Below are 16,848 nucleotides of genomic sequence, written 5' to 3' on the forward strand. Positions count from 1 at the left end.
ACAAGTCGGACGGCGCAGTGCTACCGAGTGGCGCATGCCCGGTCGGGGAGGGCGGCCGTAGCCTGCGAACCACCGAGCCGAGAAGTCTGGAGATACCCATGAGCGCCGTAACGCCGCTCCCGCAGGAGCGCCGTCTGGTCACCGCGATCCCCGGTCCGAAGTCGCAGGAGCTGCAGGCCCGCAAGCTGGGTGCGGTGGCGGCCGGCGTCGGGACCACCCTGCCGGTGTACGTCACCCGTGCGAACGGCGGCGTGCTGGAGGACGTGGACGGCAACTCGCTGATCGACTTCGGCTCCGGCATCGCCGTGACCAATGTCGGCAACAGCGCCGAGGCCGTGGTGGCCAAGGCGAGCGAGCAGCTGGCCGCTTTCACCCACACGTGCTTCATGGTGACCCCGTACGAGGGTTACGTGGCCGTCGCCGAGCAGCTGAACGAGCTGACCCCGGGCGACCACGACAAGCGCACGGCGCTGTTCAACTCGGGCGCCGAGGCGGTCGAGAACGCGGTGAAGATCGCCCGCGCGTACACCAAGCGCACCGCCGTCGTGGTGTTCGACCACGGCTACCACGGCCGCACCAACCTGACCATGGGCCTGACGGCGAAGAACATGCCGTACAAGCAGGGCTTCGGTCCGTTCGCCCCGGAGATCTACCGGGTGCCGGTGGCCTACCCGTACCGCTGGCTGACCGGTGCGGAGAACTGCGCCGCCGAGGCCGCCGCCCAGGCGATCGAGATCATCAACAAGCAGATCGGCGCCGACAACGTCGCGGCGATCATCATCGAGCCGATCCAGGGCGAGGGCGGCTTCATCGAGCCGGCCAAGGGCTTCATGCCGGCCATCGTGGAGTTCGCGAAGGCGAACGGCATCGTGTTCGTCGCCGACGAGATCCAGACCGGCTTCTGCCGCACCGGCCAGTGGTTCGCGTGCGAGGACGAGGGAATCGTCCCGGACCTGATCACCACCGCCAAGGGCATCGCCGGCGGTCTGCCGCTGGCCGCGGTGACCGGTCGCGCCGAGATCATGGACGCCGCGCACGCGGGTGGCCTGGGCGGCACCTACGGCGGCAACCCGGTGGCCTGCGCGGCCGCGCTGGGCGCCATCGAGACGATGAAGGAGCAGGACCTCGTCGGCAAGGCGCAGCGGATCGGCGAGGTCATGCTGGGCCGCCTGCGGGCCATGCAGGAGAAGTTCGACGTGATCGGTGACGTCCGCGGTCGCGGCGCGATGATCGCCGTCGAGCTGGTGAAGCCGGGCTCCAAGGAGCCGAACCCGGAGCTCACCGCCGCCGTGGCCAAGGCCTGCCACGCCGAGGGCCTGGTGGTGCTCACCGCCGGCACCTACGGCAACGTGCTGCGCTTCCTGCCGCCGCTGGTGATCCCGGAGCACCTGCTCACCGAGGGTCTGGACATCATCGAGGGCGCCTTCGCGCTCCAGGGTGTCACCGCCGCCTGATCCAGGCGCCACCTGCCCGCCGGAGGGATGTCCGGCAGCGCTGAACGGCCCGTGGGGACTTCTGGTCCCCACGGGCCGTTCGGTTCGCCGGGGGTGGGTGCGGGGGGTCCAGGGGTCGTCGGAGGGCTGCTCCGGGCCGTTCGGGCATGATCGACGGGACCGTCCGAGGGTTGCCCGGAGCCGGGTGAAGATGATGTGCGGAATCGCTGAAGGCGCTCGGCGTGGAAGGGTGGTTGACGTAGTGTCATCGCAGATGGACAGCGAGCCTCAGCCATCGGCGGAGCCGTCCGCGGAGCCTCCCCGAGGGACGGGTCCGCGCGGGCACCGCGAGGACAACCAGGCCGCCCCGCGAGGGTCGGCGCACACCGAAGGCCGATCGACCGACCGTCCGACCCACACCCCCCGGGGCGCACGGAACGGCGATCATCAGAGCCGTCCCGGAGCTCTCCCCCCTGCTCCGGGGCGGCTGTCCGCCGTTCCGGGCCGGGTGGCCCGGTCGGTGGCGGTACCGGTGGTGGCGGCGGTGGTCCTGCTGCTGGTGTCCTGGCAGGTGGTGGTGGACGGGCCGCTGCTCGGGCTGGACCGCTCGGTCCGCGCGGCCGTCCGGTCGTCCCACCGGGACCACCCGAGTGCCCTGCTCGACCACTTGGGCCACCTGCTGTCGGACCTGGGCAACGGTGTGCTCGCCGTTCCGGTGCTGCTGGCGGCCGGGGGGCTGGCTGCCCGGTGGTGGCGCCGGGCGGGGGCGGGGCGCTGGTGGCTTCCGCTGCCGGTGGCGGCGCTGACCGCGGCGCTGATCCCGCTGCTGGTGGTCCCGGCGAAGGCGGCGTTCGCCCGGCCCGGTCCGCTCGGGGATCCGCTGGCGTCGGGGCAGTGGGGCTGGTTCCCGTCCGGGCACACCGCGACGGCGACGTTCTCCTACGGTGTGGCGGCGTTGCTGCTGGCGCGGGCGGCGGGGGCGCGGACGGCCCGGTGGCTGACCGCGGCCGCGGCGGTGTCGGCGCTCGGGGTGGGCGCGGGGCTGGTGTGGAGCAGCTTCCACTGGCTGCTGGACGTGGTGGCCAGCTGGTGCCTGGCGGCCCTGGTGCTGTGGGCGCTCGACCGGTGGCTGCCCCGGACGGGCGCCTGAGGGGGTCAGGCCTCGGGGGCGTCCTCGTCGTTGCGGTGGACGAGGCCGGCCTCGCCGTTGTCGCGGTGCCATTCGACGACGAGTTCGTCGCGGGCGCCGAAGCGGACGAGGTGGCGGCCGACGACGTCCTCCAGCTCGGGCAGCTTGTCGCGCTCGCCCTCGACGGTGAGCAGCAGCGCGTCCGACTGGGCCTCCAGGGTGGCGGTGCCGGCGCGGAAGACCAGGGTGCCGTGGCCGGTCTCCGGGGAGAAGGAGGTCTCGATCCGGCGGCTCATGTGGGCGGCGAGCTGCTTGGCGTAGCGGGCGGCACGGTCGGTGGCGACGCGGGCGGTGGAAACGGGCATGGGTGCTCCAAGGTCGGGAGGGAGAACTTAGGGTTCCCTCACTTAGGGGCACCTTAACGTAGATGCTGAGCTAGGCTCAACATATTTCTCCGACCACTTCCCGCCGTCGGCCGCACGCCCGGGACCGGCCGATACGCTTGGCCCGACGCCAGCCGAGGAGACCGCCGATGACCACCACGCCACCCGCCGGTCCGGCGGACCCCTCCCCCGGCCCGCGGCCCGGCGCCCCCGGCTCCGCCGCCGAACTCGCGGACAGCATGACCAGGGCGATCAAGCGGATCCGCCGCCAGACCGGCTGGCGTCTGGAGCCGTACGGCATCACCCCCGGCCAGGCCCGGGCGCTGCGCACGCTCGCCCACGCCCCCGGCTGCGAGATCCCGGACGCCGCGATGCGGCTGAGCGACCTCGCGGAGAAGCTGCACATCGCCCCGCGCTCGGCCACCACCGTGGTCGACGCGCTCGAGGAGGCCGGGCTCGTCGAGCGCCGCCCCGACCCGGCCGACCGGCGGGCGGTCCGGATCCTGCTCACCGAGGCCGGGCGCGCGGCCCTGGAACGGATCGGGCAGGTCCGCGACGAGGTGGCGCAGGAGTACTTCGGCGAGGTCAGCCCCGAGGACGAGGAGGTGCTGCTGCGAGTGCTGCGCGCCGCCGAGGCCCGCTTCCTCGCAGCCGGGCCGCCGCCGCGGACGGCGCCCCCGGGCGCAGCGCGGTGATCCCGATCCCGGCGATCACCAGCAGGGCGGCCGCGGCGCCCGTCGGGCTGACCCGCTCGCCGAGCAGCAGCCAGGCCGAGGACATCCCGAACACCGGCACCAGCAGCGAGTAGGGCGCCACGGCGGTCGCGTCGTAGCGGCGCAGCAGGTAGCTCCAGGCGACGAAGCCGAACAGGGTCGAGAGCAGCCCGACGTAGGCGATCGTGCCGAGCCCGCCGAGGGTCATCCCGCGCAGCGCGCGCAGGTCCGCGCCCGGGCCCTCGACCAGCAGGGACAGGGCCAGCAGCGGAAGGGGCGGGACGGCGCTGACCCAGACCATCCAGCGCAGCGCGTCCGGCGGCGAGGCCTTGCGGGTCAGCACGTTGGCCAGGCCCCAGGCGACGGCCGCCAGCACGACCAGCACGAAGGCGCCGAACGGGCCGCCGAGGCCCTGGTCGAAGGCGCTCAGGGCGATGCCGGCGAAGGCGGTCGCCAGACCGAGCAGCCGCCGCCGACCGGGGCGCTCGCGCAGCAGGACGGCGGCGAACAGCGCGGTGAAGCCGGCCTGGCCCTGGAGCACCAGGGAGGAGAGGCCGGCCGGCATCCCGGCGTGCATGCCCATGAAGAGCAGCCCGAACTTGACCACACCGAGGACCACGCCGACCGCCAGCACCCAGCGGCGGGCCACCCGGGGCGGTCCGACGAAGAAGACCGCCGGCACGGCGACCACGGCGAACCGCAGGGCGCAGAAGAGCAGCGGCGGGAAGCTGTCCAGGCCGACGTGGATCAGGACGAAGTTGAGGCCCCAGACGGCGGCCACCAGGACGGCCAGCGCCATGTGACGCGGACTCATGCTCGCGCCGACCAAAGCGGCGGGGGTTGCGGTCATGGGTTGAGCATGGCGGCGCGGGAACGTGTAGCACCAGCGATGAATTCTGAAGAGAACACTTTAGGATTGCTGCATGATGGATCTGGGGCGCCTGCGGGCGCTGCACGCCGTGGCGGTGCACGGTTCGGTCGGCCGGGCGGCGGCCGCACTGGGGTTCACGCCCTCGGCGGTCTCCCAGCAGATCGCCAAGCTGGAGCGGGAGACCCGTACGGTGCTGCTGGAGCGGCAGGGCCGGGGCGTGGTGCTGACCGACGCGGCCCGTGAGCTGGCCGCCACCGCGCGGACCGTCCTGGGGCTGATGGAGCGGGCCGAGGTGCGACTGGAGGAACAGCGCGGCCAGGCGGTCGGGCGGCTGCTGGTGGCCGCGTTCGCGACCGGGGCGCGCGGGCTGATGCCCGGGGTGCTGGCCGAGCTGCGGCGGCGCTGCCCGGAGGTGGACGTCCGGCTGCTGGAGAGCGACCCGTACCCGGCGGCCGAGCTGGTGGGGCGGGGCGAGGTGGACCTCGCGCTGGTGCAGGACTGGCCGAGCGTGCCGCTGCCGGTGCAGGAGGGGCTCTCCCGGCTGGACCTCGGTACGGATCCGGTGGACCTCGTGCTGCCCGCCGACGACGACCTGGCGGCACTGGACGCGGTGCCGGTGGAACGGCTGCGCGGGCAGCGCTGGATCAGCGTGCCGCCGGGCAACATCTGCCACGACTGGCTGGTCCGCACCCTGCGCGAGGCCGGCGAGGAGCCGGACGTGCGCTACCAGGTCGACGACTTCGAGACCCAGATCGCGCTGGTGGCGGCCGGTCTGGGGATGGCCGTGGTGCCCCGGCTCGGCCGGGGCCCGCTGCCGGCCGGGGTGGCGGCCCGCCCGGTGGCCTCGCAGCCGAGCCGGCGGGTGTTCGCGCTCTGGCGCGCCCAGGCCTCCCGACGGCCGGCGATCACCGAGGCGCTGGCGGTGATGAAGGACTGCTGGGCCGCGGTCGAGGAGGCTCAGCGGCGGGCGGCGTAGCAGCGTCGGTGGCGGGACCCGCGGCGGGAGCGGCGGGAGCGGCGGGAGCGGCGGGAGCGGCGGCGAGGCTAGCTGGCGAAGCCGATGACCAGCCACATGAAGCCGACCCCGGCGAGGGTGCACAGCAGGGTGCTGCGCGAGGGGTGCGGGCTGTGCGCCTCGGGGAGGATGTCGGAGGTCGCCAGATAGAGCAGGAAGCCGGAGAAGAAGCCCAGGTAGAGACCGAGCAGGTGCTCCGGGATGGTGAAGGCCAGGGTGATCGCGGCGCCGGAGACCGGGGCCAGCGCGTCGGCCGCGAGCAGGGTCAGCGCCCGGCGCCGGTTGTTCCCGTACAACCGGGTGATCGTGTACGTGTTGAAGCCGTCGGCGAAGTCGTGGGCGACCACCGCGATGGCCACCACGGTGCCGACCGTGGTGCCGGCCTGGAAGGCGGCGCCGATCGCGAAGCCGTCCATCACGCTGTGCCCGACCAGGGCCAGCGCGGCGGTCAGGCCGATGCCCTGGTGCCCGGAGTGGTGGGCGTGGCCGTGGTGGTGGCCGCCGTGGGTGTGTTCGGCGTACTCGCCCTCGTGGCCGCGGTGGATGGCGACGGCGCGCTCGATCACGTGGATGGTGAGGAAGCCTCCCGCGAACATCAGCAGTGCCTGGGGCACGCCGTGCACCTCTCCCGGCGCCTGGTGGATCGCCTCGGGCAGCAGGTCGAAGGCGACCACGCCGAGCATCAGGCCGGCGGCGAAGCCGAGCACCAGGTGGCGGCGGTCGCCGGTGCGCTGGGCTACGAAGCCGCCGATCAGCGTCATCAGGAACGCTCCGGCGGCGACCAGGACGGCGGTCATCGGGCCGCCTCCGCCGCCAGGACCGCCGGATGACCGGTGCCGTCGTGTGGTCTGCCGAGCGTTGTGCCCATTCCTCTTCCCCTGGGGTCCGCCCGTGGCCGGGCCGACCGCCGACCGTACCGGACGGCCGTTCGAGGGTGATCGCCCGGGGGGTGCCCAGGGGCTCGACCGCTGCTCCGTGCGGTCCCGTCGGCCCGGTTCCCTCAGCCTTGGTCCGGGCGCGGAAGGGCGCCCGCCGGGTGGGCCGTCGGAGTGAAGTTCCGGGCGGAGCGGGCCGCCCCGGTTTCGGGGGGCGGACGGCTCAACGGCCGGCGGCGAGCGGCAGGCCCAGGTGGGTGCGGGCGAGTTCGCGCACGCCGTCGCCGTCGATCAGGTGGATGTGCCGGTGGCTCTCCTCCGCGGTGAGGTCCAGGGCCTCGTCGGCGAAACGGCCGGTGGTCAGCCGCAGGCCGCGGTCGGCGGACTCCTCGCGGACCGCCTCGGCCAGGGTCTCGATCTGCTCCACACCGACCGACGCGGAGTCCCGGGAGGCCCAGACCACCCAGCGGCCGGGCAGCGCACTGCCGGGGGAGCCCTCGCCGGTCGCGACCAGTCCGGCCGGGCCGCGCAGCCGTACGCTCCACTCGGCGAGCCCGCCCCGGGTGAGCAGGTCGCGCACCAGCTGGGCGAACTCGTTGGCGGACAGGTCGGGCGCGGCCGGGACGGTGGCACCGGCCTGGGCGGCCGGCCGAACGACCGTCCGGGCGTACGGGTCCGGGGTGACGGCGGCGCCGAGCTGGCGCAGCCGGACCAGTGCCTCGTCCTGCTCCGCGTCGGCGTAGACACCCTCGTCGTCGCGGTCCTCGTACGGGGTCTCCGGCGGCAGCAGCCGGGTGCGGGCCAGCGCGTCGCGGTCGGCGTCCACGCTGAGCAGGCAGAGCGGCTCGACCGCGCCGGGTTCGCGCAGCCAGCCGTTGAGGACGACGCCGGCGAGTATCTCGTCGGTGTCCACGGCGTCGGCGGCCTGCAGCGAGCGCAGGGCGAGCCGGGCGACCAGCCGCAGGTAGTCGGTGGCCCGGTCCGCGGGCGGACGCGGCACCGGGACGATGTCGCCGTCGGGGGCGAGCCGGTAGCCGGTGAGCGAGGGCACCAGGTCGAGCGGGGGGAGGTCGAGGTCCAGCACTGCGGTGCGGGTGAGCGGCCGGAAGACCGCCCGGCAGGGGGCCGACAGGTCCTGGGTGGCGGTCTCGGCGGCGGCCAGCGCGCGCTCGAGCAGCGATTCCACGGCGGCCGGTTCGGCCAGCCGGTAGGCGCGCCGGCACTCCTCCAGGCTGTCGTTGTACTCACGCACGGCGCGGGCCCGGGCCTCCTCGGCCGCCTCGTGGGCGCGCCGGGACTCGTCGGCGGCCGGGCTGCCCGCCTCGGCCCGGCGGGTGCGCCACTCGCGCAGGGCCCGCTGGTGGGTCAGCCGGGCCTGGGCCAGTTCGCGCTGGTATCCGGAGTCCAGCAGGCGGCGCGAGGCGCCGCCCTCCGGGTCGGCGGCGGCCGGCTCGGCGGGGGCGAAGTCCTCCCAGCGAGGCTCGGACCCCTCGTCGGCCCCCGGGCCGTCGCCCGGGTAGGGGCGCGGCTCGTAGTGGCGCAACTGGCTCTCGAAGTCCATGGCCGAGACGGGCAGCGCGGCCCGCCGCAGCAGGTCGGCCAGCCGGTCGTGCTCGGCCTGGACGGTGAGCGTGCGGTGGTGGGTGAGGGCGGCGGCCCGGGCGTGCGCCGCGATGGCGGGGTCGTCGGGGTTCGGCTCGGTGGGGTTCGGCGCAGCCGAATTCGGGTCGGCGGAGTTCGGGGCGGCGGAGTTCGGGTCGGTGGAGTTCGGGTCGGACGGGCCGCCAGGAGCCGACTGGTCGTCCCCGGCCGGACCCGCACCGGGGCGGCCGGGCGCGGGCCGGCCCGCGGCGCCTTCCGGCTCCGGGCCCTGGTCGGCGCCGAGGTCGCGGAAGACCGAGGCGAGGAAGCCCGGTTGGGGGAACTGGACGGTGGCGGTGCCGTCGGACTGGCCGTCTGCTGAGTACTGCATCGGTCGTCGTTCCCCCATGCTCGTCCGGCGCCTGCCAGGGGCGACAGACCGGACCGCGGCCCCGCCCCTGCCGGACATTGTCCACCGAACGGGCGCAGCGGTCAGCCAGGACGGTCAGTTGGTCCGGGTGTTGGTGAGGTGCAGACCGATGTAGCCGACGTAGATCCGGCCACTGCCGGAGCAGTCGTCCAGGTAGTGCAGCCGGGGTGCGGTACGGCCGCCGCCGATCCTCAGGTGTGCGCCCATGAACGCGCGCCGGGAGGCGTCCACGCATTCCGGTACCGGCAGCATCCGTTCGCGCTTCCACTTGGTGTGACTGAACACCGTCCGGGACTCGCCGCGCACCGCCTTGCGGGGCGGGAACCGGTGGCAGCCGTCCGGCGTGTGCTCGCACCACTGCTTGAAGTCCCCGCCGGCAGCGCCGCGCACGGCCGCCTCCGCGTACTCCTGCAGAGCCGTCAGGCCGTCCCAGGCGAGCCGGGCCCAGCCGGCGCCCACGCACTGGAGCCCGTCCAGGGCGAGCGCGCTCTTCTGGTCGCCGGTGAAGGTGAGCAGCGGGAACTCCCCGATCCTGGCGAGGAGTTCGGTGAAGGTCTCGGGCTTGACTGGGCGCCCGGCGGACTGGGCGGCACCACGACGGCCGACGGCGCCCGGGCCGCTGCAGTGACGGCCGGCCAGGACACCTCGGGTGCCGGCGCGCAGGCGGACCTCGTGGGCTTCCCTGATCTGACCACGGTCGCGACGCTCCAGGCGGAGGGTGTGCCGGACCCGCTCGAGCTCGTCGGCCCTGGCCTGCTGCTCGGCGCGGTCCTGCTGTTCCTCGCGAGCCAGCGCGGCCAGTTCGGCGACCGGATCGACGGCCCGGTCCACGGCCGCAGCCGTACTCGCACCCGCACCCGTGCCCGCGGGCACGGCCACGGTCGTCCGCTCGACGGCCGGGCGCAGCTGCGGCGGCGGGACGCGCAGCACCGGGACGGCGGCCAGCGTCGGCGGCAGCGGCTGGTCGGCGGCGAGGCGGCGAGGCTCCCGGGCGAGCAGCCCGGCGGCACCGCGGAGGTCCTGCTCTATTCGGCCCCGGGCGAGCACCGGGTGCCGGACGCCGTCCTGCCGGGAGGCCGGGTCGACCTCGGGCAGGTAGGTGCGCACCGCACCGCCGTACACGGTGTGGTACTCCAGCGCGACGTTGAACCCGGTGCGGGCGCCCGGATCCAGCACGTAGGCGTTGGCGAGACCGGGCAGCTGCCGGCAGAGCGGGCGGACCACCTCCTGGACCCAGTGGTCGAGCGGGAGGTTCACCGGGACGCTGGCGACCACGGTGGGCAGCCGGCGCTCCGGGTCGCACAGCTCGTCGATCAGGTCGTCGACCTCGTCGGCCGTGATCACCCGGGGGGCGGAGTGGACGGCGGCCGGGCCGTCGGCGGCGTCCAGCAGCGGGAGCAGCGTGCGGGCGAGTTCGGGGACCGGCACCCGGCAGGGGGTGCGCACACCGCTGCCGGTGCTGTGGGTCTCGGCCTCCAGCCGGAACCAGGTCGGGCCTCCCACGCCGGTGGCCACGGTGAGGGTGAGCTGCCGGGTGCCGTGCGGGGCCGGGGTGCGCAGGCGGCGGCGGTCGTAGCGACCGGCGCCCGGGCCGCCGCGCAGCGGCCCGTGGTCACGGTCCAGTAGGACGCGCTCGCCCAGGCGCAGGCGCTCGGCGGCGGGAGGCGCTCCCGCGGCGGCGTCGGAGGTGGGTGGCGGCTCCTCGCAGCCCTCCTGCTTCAGCCAGGAGGCGAGCTGCTCGTCGGCCAGGGCGACGGCGTCGGCGTGCGGGAGGGCGGTGGTGACGGTCATCCGGTAGGGCGTCGCGGGGCCGCGGGCGCCGGGTAGGACGGCACCGGCGGACGACGGCGAGCGGTCTGAGGTCATGCGCATACCTCCGTGGTGCGGGGTGGGGTCTGTTGTCCTCCATCGATGGATTTCGTCCGGTTCGGCCGGATCCTTGCCCAGGAAACGCCACGGCCCGGAGCGGAAGTTCCAACTCCGGGCTACGACACTACGTTCGGGTGAATCTGTTCAAGCCGTCTTCCGCGTGGCACAACCGCTCGGCTACGAAAGGCGACCCGGTGGGCCTGGCCTCAGACCGGCACCTCGACGTAGGTGCGGCCGGCCGGCACCGCCACCGCCGTACCGCCGGTCGCCTCGGCCAGCCAGGTGTGGAACCCCGCCACCTCCGGCTCCGGCACGCCCACCTCGATCCGCACCCCGGCCGCCTCGTAGGCGAGGTCGCTCACCGCGTACCCGGCGGCCCGCAGGTCGTTCTCCACCCGCCCGGCGCGCACGTGGTCCGCCGTCACCGCGAGCAGTGCGACCGGTCGCCGCTCCAGCAGGCCGACCTCGTCGACCGCCTCCGACACCGCGTTCCCGTAGGCCCGCACCAGGCCGCCCGCGCCGAGCTTGATCCCGCCGAAGTACCTGGTCACCACGGCGACGGTGTCGGTCAGGCCCCGTCGGCGCAGCACCTCCAGCATCGGCACCCCGGCCGTGCCGCCGGGCTCGCCGTCGTCGCTGGAGCGCTCGCGGCGCTGGTCGTCGCCGACCACGAAGGCGGTGCAGTTGTGCCGGGCGTCCCAGTACTGCTTGCGGATGCCGGCGATGAAGGCCTGCGCCTCGTCCTCGTCGGAGACCCGGGCGAGGTGGCAGATGAAGCGGGACTTCTTGATCTCGGTCTCGTGGCTGCCGGCCCGCCGGATGGTGAGGTACGGCCTGGTGGTCGGTTCCGGCGTGGCGGACATGGCGCGGTGGTTCTCCCGGGAACGGCGACGGCTGGCGGCGCGCACCCCGGAGGGTTCCGGGGCGGCACCGCCAGCCTAGTTGGCGCGCGGCCGCGGGGTCCGCGGCCGCCGGTTGCGGCCGGGACGGTGCGGTGGCCGGGGGCTCAGCAGCCGGGGCTCAGCGGCCGGCGAGCGCGTCCAGGCGGGCGCGGTCCAGACCGGTCAGCGCGGTGAACTCGGCCGGGTCGACGGCGCCGCAGTCGAGGCCGCGCAGCAGGTAGCCGCTGAGGGCCCGGGCGGTGGCCGGCTCGTCCATCACGTCGCCGCCCGCCTTGGCGACGTACGCGGCCAGCCTGGCGGCGGCCGCCGCCAGACCCTCGCGGTAGAAGGAGTACACCGCGACGTAGCGGGTCGGCAGGTGCGCCGGGTGCATGTCCCAGCCCTGGTAGTAGGCGCGGGCCAGGGAGCGGCGGACCAGGTCGTGGTGGAGCTTCCAGGCGGCGTGCACCTGCTCGGTGGAGCCGGTGGGGATCACGTTGGTCGAGCCGTCGGAGAGCCGGACCCCGGTGCCGGCCGCCGCCACCTGCATGACCGCCTTGGCGTGGTCGGCGACCGGGTGGTCCATGCTCTGGTGGGCCGCGCTGACGCCGCAGGAGGCGCTGTAGTCGAAGGTGCCGTAGTGCAGGCCGGTGGCGCGACCCTCGGCGGCCTCGATCATGAGGGCGACGGTGGCCCGGCCGTCCGGGCCGAGGATCGCCTGGGTGGTCTCGATCTGGATCTCGAAGCCGATCCGGCCGGCGGGCAGCCCGGCCCGGCGCTCGAAGTCCTCCAGCAGCCGGACCAGCGCGGTCACCTGCTCGGCGTAGGTGACCTTGGGGAGGGTCAGCACCAGGCCCTCGGGCAGGCCGCCGTTCGCCAGCAGGGTGGCGAGGAACAGCTCCAGGGTGCGGATGCCGCGGGCGCGGACGGGCGCCTCCATGCACTTGATCCGGATGCCGAGGTACGGCGGCGCGCCGCCCTCGGCCACCGCGGCGGCGACCAGTTCGGCGGTCCGGACGGCGGCGGCGTCCTCCTCGGCGTCCGGGCGGGGGCCGTATCCGTCCTCGAAGTCGATCCGCAGGTCCTCGATCGGCTCGCGCTCCAGCTTGGCGCGCACCCGGGCGTGCACGTCGGCGAGCAGCGCGTCGTCGGCGACGCCGAGGGCGCGGGCCAGCTCGGCGGGGGTGCCGGCGTGGGTGTCGAAGGCCTCCAGGGCCTGGCGGCCCCACTCCCGTACGGTGTCGGCGCCGAAGGCGTCGGCGGGGACGTAGACGGTGTGCACCGGCTGCCGGGTGCCGGAGTCGCCCGGGTAGCGGCGCGCCAGGTCCGCGTCCACCGGGGCGAGCAGCGCCTCCACGGCGTCGCGGGCGGCGGCGGAGAAGGAGGCTCCGCCGGTCGCTCCGGTTCCGTCGACCTCGACCTGCGACATCCGCACTCCTCCGTGCCGAACCAGCGCTTCAACAATTTGTTGATGCGAAGGTAGCTCCGGCGGGTTCGGGCGTCAATGGCCGACCGAGCGGTGGACGGAGGGTGTCGGCGCGGGCTCAGTCCCTTCCGGCGGCGGCGTAGCGGTCACGCAGCTGCGGGTAGAGCTCGGCGACCTCCTTGGGGTGGACCGAGCCGTCCGGCCCCTTGCCGGTGATCCCGTACTCGGCGGTCAGCCAGGCGGCGAGGCGCGGGGGGTCCGGCTGGTGGCCGTGGTTGTCGATGTAGGAGACCAGGGCGTCGTAGGCGGTGTCCTGGTCGAGCGGCACCGTCTCCGGGTGGAGTTCGGACTGGCCGGCTTGGGCGGGCTCCTCGGCCGGAACGGGCTGCTCGGGCTGGGCGTGGTGCTCGCCCTGGGCGGCCGACTGGCGGTACTGCGGGTCGACGGTCGGCTCGGCCTGCGGCTGCGGGGCGGTCGGGTGCTGGGACTGCGACCGGGGCGCGGGGGCCGTGTGGGCGGGCTCATCGGCGGCCGGGCGCGGGGGCTTGAACCACGGCGAGGCCTGGCCGGGCACCCGCCCGCCCGGGGCCGGGTCGGCCGAGTGGCCGGTGGTGCGGACCGGGCGAGCGGTCCAGACGTTCAGCTCCTCGTCACGCGGCTGCGGGGCGTTGTCCGCCGCCTGCTCTGGCTCCTGGGCGGCGCGCAGCCGGACGGCGTGCAGCTTCGCCAGCATCGGCGCGGCGACCTCGGGCGACAGCGGAGCGGCGGCTGCGGGGGTCTGGGCCTGGGGCTGGGGCTGGTCCTGGACGGGGTGCCCGGTCGGGGCCGACTCGGGCTGGGCCTGCGGAGGCTGGACCTGCTGGGGCCCAGCCTGCGGGGGCCCTGCCTGCTGAGCCGCCGGCGGCCGGGCTCCGGCAGGAGCGGCAGCGGGGGCAGCGGCCGGGTTGCCGACCGCGGGAGCCGCCGGGGCGATGGCCACCGCGGCCAGGTTCTGCTCGGTCGGGGTTTCGAGCTCCTGGGGCCCCTGCTCCACCAGAACCTCCTTGGCCTCGCGCTCGCGGGCCTCCTCGTCCAACCGGTCGAGCAGCGACGGGTCCAGGGGGACGCCGAACTTGGCGAGCTTGAGCGGCAGCAGCGCCTGGATCGGGGCCGAGCGGCGCCAGCCGCGGCCGTAGCGGAACCGCAGCTGCGCCCGGTAGACCAGCCGGTTCTGCTCGAGCCGGATGACCTCGTCGTAGGAGCGGAGCTCCCACAGCTTCATCCGCCGCCAGAGCCGGAAGGTCGGCACCGGGGAGAGCAACCAGCGCATCACCCGGACCGACTCCATGTGGCGGTCCGCGGTGATCGCCGCGATCCGGCCGACCGCGTGCCGAGAGGCCTCGACCACGACGACGAAGAGCACCGGGATGACGGCGTGCATCCCCATGCCGAGCGGGTCGCCCCAGGAGGCGGCCGCGTTGAAGGCGATGGTGGCGACGGTCAGCAGCCAGGCGGTCTGACGCAGCATCGGGAAGGGGATCCGCAGCCAGGTCAGCACCAGGTCGAGAGCGAGGAGCACGACGATGCCCGCGTCGACGCCGATCGGGAAGGCGTAGGAGAAGGCACCGAAACCTTTCTCCATGGCCAGCTCGCGCACCGCGTTGTACGAGCCCGCGAAGCCGATGCCCGAGATAATGCAGGCGCCGGCCGCGACCAGGCCGAGCAGGCCGCGATGAGCCTTGGTGAGCGTTGGGCGTGCCATTACGTCTATCAACCCCTGGATGTCGGCTGCTGCCGTACGGGCCTCGGCTGCCGGTTCCCGTCAGTCGGGCCGCCGGACGGCTGAGCAACCTCCGGGCTCGGCCCACCGGAGTTTACTCGTACGCCTGTTCCGGCTCTTCCGCAGCCTGGAGTGTCGCCGTACGGGCCGCCGCCGGGCGTCCGGGCCGGTCGGGCCGTCAGCCGCTCTGCCCCGCGGTTCCGTTGAGGTAGGCGAGGACGGCCATCACCCGGCGGTTGGCATCCTCGTCCGGGGCAAGTTCGAGCTTGCTGAAGATGTTCGCGATGTGCTTGGCCACTGCGCCGTCGCTCACCGACAGGCGGGCAGCGATCGCCGAGTTGGAACAGCCCTCGGCCATCAGCTCCAGCACCTCGCGCTCGCGCGGGGACAGCCCGAGCAGCGGGCCGGGCCGGCGCGAGGTGGTCTGCATCAGCTGGGCGATCACGTCCGGGTCCATCGCCGTGCCGCCCGCGGCCACCCGACGGACGGCGTCGATGAACTGCGCCGCGTTGAAGACCCGGTCCTTCAGCAGGTAGCCGATCCCACCCGTGCCGTCGGCCAGCAACTCCCGGGCATACAGCTGCTGGACGTGCTGGGAGAGCACCAGCACCGGCAGGCCCCGGATCTCCCGGCGCGCCTTGAGCGCGGCCTGGAGCCCCTCGTCGGTGAGCGTCGGGGGCAGTCGGACGTCCACCACTGCCACGTCCGGGCGGTGGGTCAGCAGCGCCTCCAGCAGCTCGGGACCGGTCTCCACCGCGGCCGCGATGGTGAAGCCGTGCGCTTCCAGCAGACGGATCAGGCCTTCGCGGAGGAGGTAGAGGTCCTCGGCGAGGACAACTCGCACGGCAACTCCAAGGTGATGGTGGTAGGACCGCCCGACGTGCTGTCGATGGCGAGGACACCGTCGAAGGTACCCAATCGGCGCTCGATCCCGCGCAGGCCCGTGCCCCGCGACGGATCCGCCACCCCCACACCGTCGTCCGTCACCGTGATCCGCAGGGAGCCGGCCCGGTACAGGATGTCCACCCAGACCCGTTCCGCCGCCGAGTGCTTGGCCGCGTTGGCCAGCAACTCGCTGATGCTGAAGTAGGCGGCCGCCTCGACCGGAGCCGGCAGCCGGTCGGGCAGGCTCACGAACACCTCGGTGGGCAGCGCGCTGTCCAGCGCCAACGCCCGGACTGCGTCGCCGAGTCCGCGTTCGGCGAGCACCGGCGGATGGATGCCGCGAACCAGGTCCCGCAGCTCCTGCAACGCCCGGGCGGAGGACTGCCGCGCCTCGGAGAGGAGTTCCCGCGCGGCATCCTGGTCGGTTTCCATCAGGTGCTCGATGGTGCCCAGCGTCATCCCGATCGCGACCAGCCGCGCCTGGGCGCCGTCGTGCAGATCGCGCTCTATCCGCCGCAGCTCGGCCGCCTGGCTGCCCACCGCGTCCGCCCGGGTCTCGGTCAGCTCGGCGACCCGCTTCGTCAGCTGGGCGTGCGTCGCCCTGCCGTCCTGGTCCAGCACCCTGCGGGCGACCTCCGCGTACCCGCGCACCGCGTACGGGGCGAGGAGTATCCCGGCGAGGACCATGCCGATCCCGACCAGCAGGCTCAACGCCATCGACGTCAGTCTCGGGCTCACCGGACCGAACGCGTTCGCCGGCACCGGGCCGGAGAGGGCGAAGGCCGTGCCCAGCACCAGCAGCAGACCCACCGCACCGCCCAGCGCCAGGACCAGGACGGGGTTCACGACCAGCCAGAGCAGTTCGGCGCGGGTGGTCCGGTCCCGCAGGCCCCAGTGGACCAGCTGCGCGTACCTCGCGACGGTCCCCGAGCGATGGTAGGAGTAACCCGTCCACCAGTGCCCGCGTTCGTCCGATTCCAGCTTCGGCAGCGGATCGTAGACCGCCGGCAGGCGGATGCCGTACCAGCGCTGCAGGAACCTGCGCGTGCGGTCCGCGGTCCGACGGACGCAGAGGGCAGCCACCGCGGCGCCCACGACAGCCGCGAGCGCGAGGGCCACCAAGGGCGCCGCGTAGTAGTACTCCAGGAACCGGGATGTCACCACCCCCGAGAAGATCGCGGCCCCCACCGGCAGCACGAAACCCGGCAGCGCGCCCAGCACTGCCTGCGCCAGCCGGCCCAGACCCTGACCGCCGGTCCGGAGCGCCTCCCGCATCTGCGCACGCACGGACGTGCCGCTCGTACGAATCTCTGTGGTCACGCAAGCTCCTGATGCCGGTACCGATCGTCCTTCATCAGTGTTCACCAACGACCCGCTCCGGACATTGGCCATGGCACCCCAATTCCGAGGTGGACCTAGGACCACCTGTCGGTGACAGGAGCAACACCTGGCTGTTCATGGTCGGACGGTCCGGAAATGCGAAAAGCCCCTGATCCAAAGGATCAGGGGCTTTTCTGAATGATTGTTCGGCGGCGTCCTACTCTCCCACAGGGTCCCCCCTGCAGTACCATCGGCGCTGTGAGGCTTAGCTTCCGGGT

14 protein-coding genes and 1 rRNA gene are annotated in these 16,848 nt (G+C 74.1%); 4 read left to right on the forward strand and 11 right to left on the reverse strand.

The features are described from left to right. Positions 1–98 precede the first annotated feature (98 nt). Both gabT and HS99_RS31880 read left to right on the forward strand, forming a co-directional pair. On the forward strand, positions 99–1,454 hold the full coding sequence (gabT, locus tag HS99_RS31875) for a 4-aminobutyrate--2-oxoglutarate transaminase (RefSeq protein WP_030290400.1): 1,356 nt from the start codon (positions 99–101) through the stop codon (positions 1,452–1,454). 499 nt (positions 1,455–1,953) lie between these two features. Next, a complete protein-coding gene (locus HS99_RS31880; RefSeq protein WP_050366780.1) occupies positions 1,954–2,583 on the forward strand; it encodes a phosphatase PAP2 family protein in 630 nt (209 codons plus the stop codon). A 5-nt stretch (positions 2,584–2,588) separates the two neighbouring features. On the opposite strand, the gene HS99_RS31885 is transcribed toward HS99_RS31880, so the two are convergent. Further along, a complete protein-coding gene (locus tag HS99_RS31885; RefSeq protein ID WP_033355070.1) occupies positions 2,589–2,927 on the reverse strand; it encodes a DUF2218 domain-containing protein in 339 nt (112 codons plus the stop codon). Positions 2,928–3,094: 167 nt separating this feature from the next. On the opposite strand from HS99_RS31885, the gene HS99_RS31890 reads away from it, so the two are divergent. Then, positions 3,095–3,640: a MarR family winged helix-turn-helix transcriptional regulator gene (locus HS99_RS31890; RefSeq protein ID WP_078867723.1), complete on the forward strand. Its 546-nt coding sequence runs from the start codon at positions 3,095–3,097 to the stop codon at positions 3,638–3,640. Here the strand turns inward: HS99_RS31890 and HS99_RS31895 are convergent. Then, entirely contained in the window at positions 3,531–4,472 is a 942-nt protein-coding gene (locus HS99_RS31895; RefSeq protein ID WP_030557791.1) for an EamA family transporter, read from the reverse strand. The two genes, HS99_RS31890 and HS99_RS31895, sit on opposite strands and share 110 nt — an antisense overlap. Positions 4,473–4,581: 109 nt before the next feature. Between HS99_RS31895 and HS99_RS31900 the strand changes: the two genes are divergently transcribed. After that, complete coding sequence (locus tag HS99_RS31900) at positions 4,582–5,505, forward strand: LysR family transcriptional regulator (RefSeq protein ID WP_030557789.1); 924 nt, start codon at positions 4,582–4,584, stop codon at positions 5,503–5,505. Between the two features lie 68 nt (positions 5,506–5,573). On the opposite strand, the gene HS99_RS31905 is transcribed toward HS99_RS31900, so the two are convergent. The 9 genes from HS99_RS31905 to rrf all read right to left on the reverse strand — a co-directional run. After that, positions 5,574–6,341 (reverse strand): ZIP family metal transporter, encoded by a 768-nt coding sequence (locus HS99_RS31905; RefSeq protein ID WP_030290394.1) that lies wholly within the window; start codon positions 6,339–6,341, stop codon positions 5,574–5,576. Between the two features lie 301 nt (positions 6,342–6,642). Then, on the reverse strand, positions 6,643–8,391 hold the full coding sequence (locus tag HS99_RS31910; protein WP_030557788.1) for a restriction endonuclease: 1,749 nt from the start codon (positions 8,389–8,391) through the stop codon (positions 6,643–6,645). Between the two features lie 114 nt (positions 8,392–8,505). Then, positions 8,506–10,296, reverse strand: coding sequence for a hypothetical protein (locus tag HS99_RS31915; protein ID WP_050366779.1), 1,791 nt, complete (start codon positions 10,294–10,296; stop codon positions 8,506–8,508). 209 nt (positions 10,297–10,505) lie between these two features. After that, a complete protein-coding gene (locus HS99_RS31920) occupies positions 10,506–11,162 on the reverse strand; it encodes a YigZ family protein (protein ID WP_046385372.1) in 657 nt (218 codons plus the stop codon). A 157-nt stretch (positions 11,163–11,319) separates the two neighbouring features. After that, positions 11,320–12,609, reverse strand: a complete 1,290-nt coding sequence (locus HS99_RS31925) for a DUF6986 family protein (protein WP_030290390.1) — start codon at positions 12,607–12,609, stop codon at positions 11,320–11,322. Between the two features lie 115 nt (positions 12,610–12,724). Continuing rightward, the gene (locus HS99_RS31930) at positions 12,725–14,347 is read right to left on the reverse strand and encodes a DUF2637 domain-containing protein (RefSeq protein WP_030557787.1); all 1,623 of its coding nucleotides are present in this window, start codon (positions 14,345–14,347) and stop codon (positions 12,725–12,727) included. Between the two features lie 196 nt (positions 14,348–14,543). Next, positions 14,544–15,209, reverse strand: a complete 666-nt coding sequence (locus HS99_RS31935; protein WP_030290388.1) for a response regulator transcription factor — start codon at positions 15,207–15,209, stop codon at positions 14,544–14,546. Beyond that, positions 15,161–16,570 carry a sensor histidine kinase gene (locus HS99_RS31940; RefSeq protein WP_223886063.1) on the reverse strand — a complete coding sequence of 470 codons (1,410 nt, stop codon included), beginning with the start codon at positions 16,568–16,570 and terminating at the stop codon, positions 15,161–15,163. Before HS99_RS31940 ends, HS99_RS31935 begins: the two co-directional genes overlap by 49 nt. 204 nt (positions 16,571–16,774) lie before the next feature. Beyond that, positions 16,775–16,848 (reverse strand): 5S ribosomal RNA (rrf, locus tag HS99_RS48725); the annotation flags it as partial.

The sequence above is a fragment of the Kitasatospora aureofaciens genome (assembly GCF_001188955.3).
GTDB lineage: Bacteria > Actinomycetota > Actinomycetes > Streptomycetales > Streptomycetaceae > Kitasatospora > Kitasatospora aureofaciens.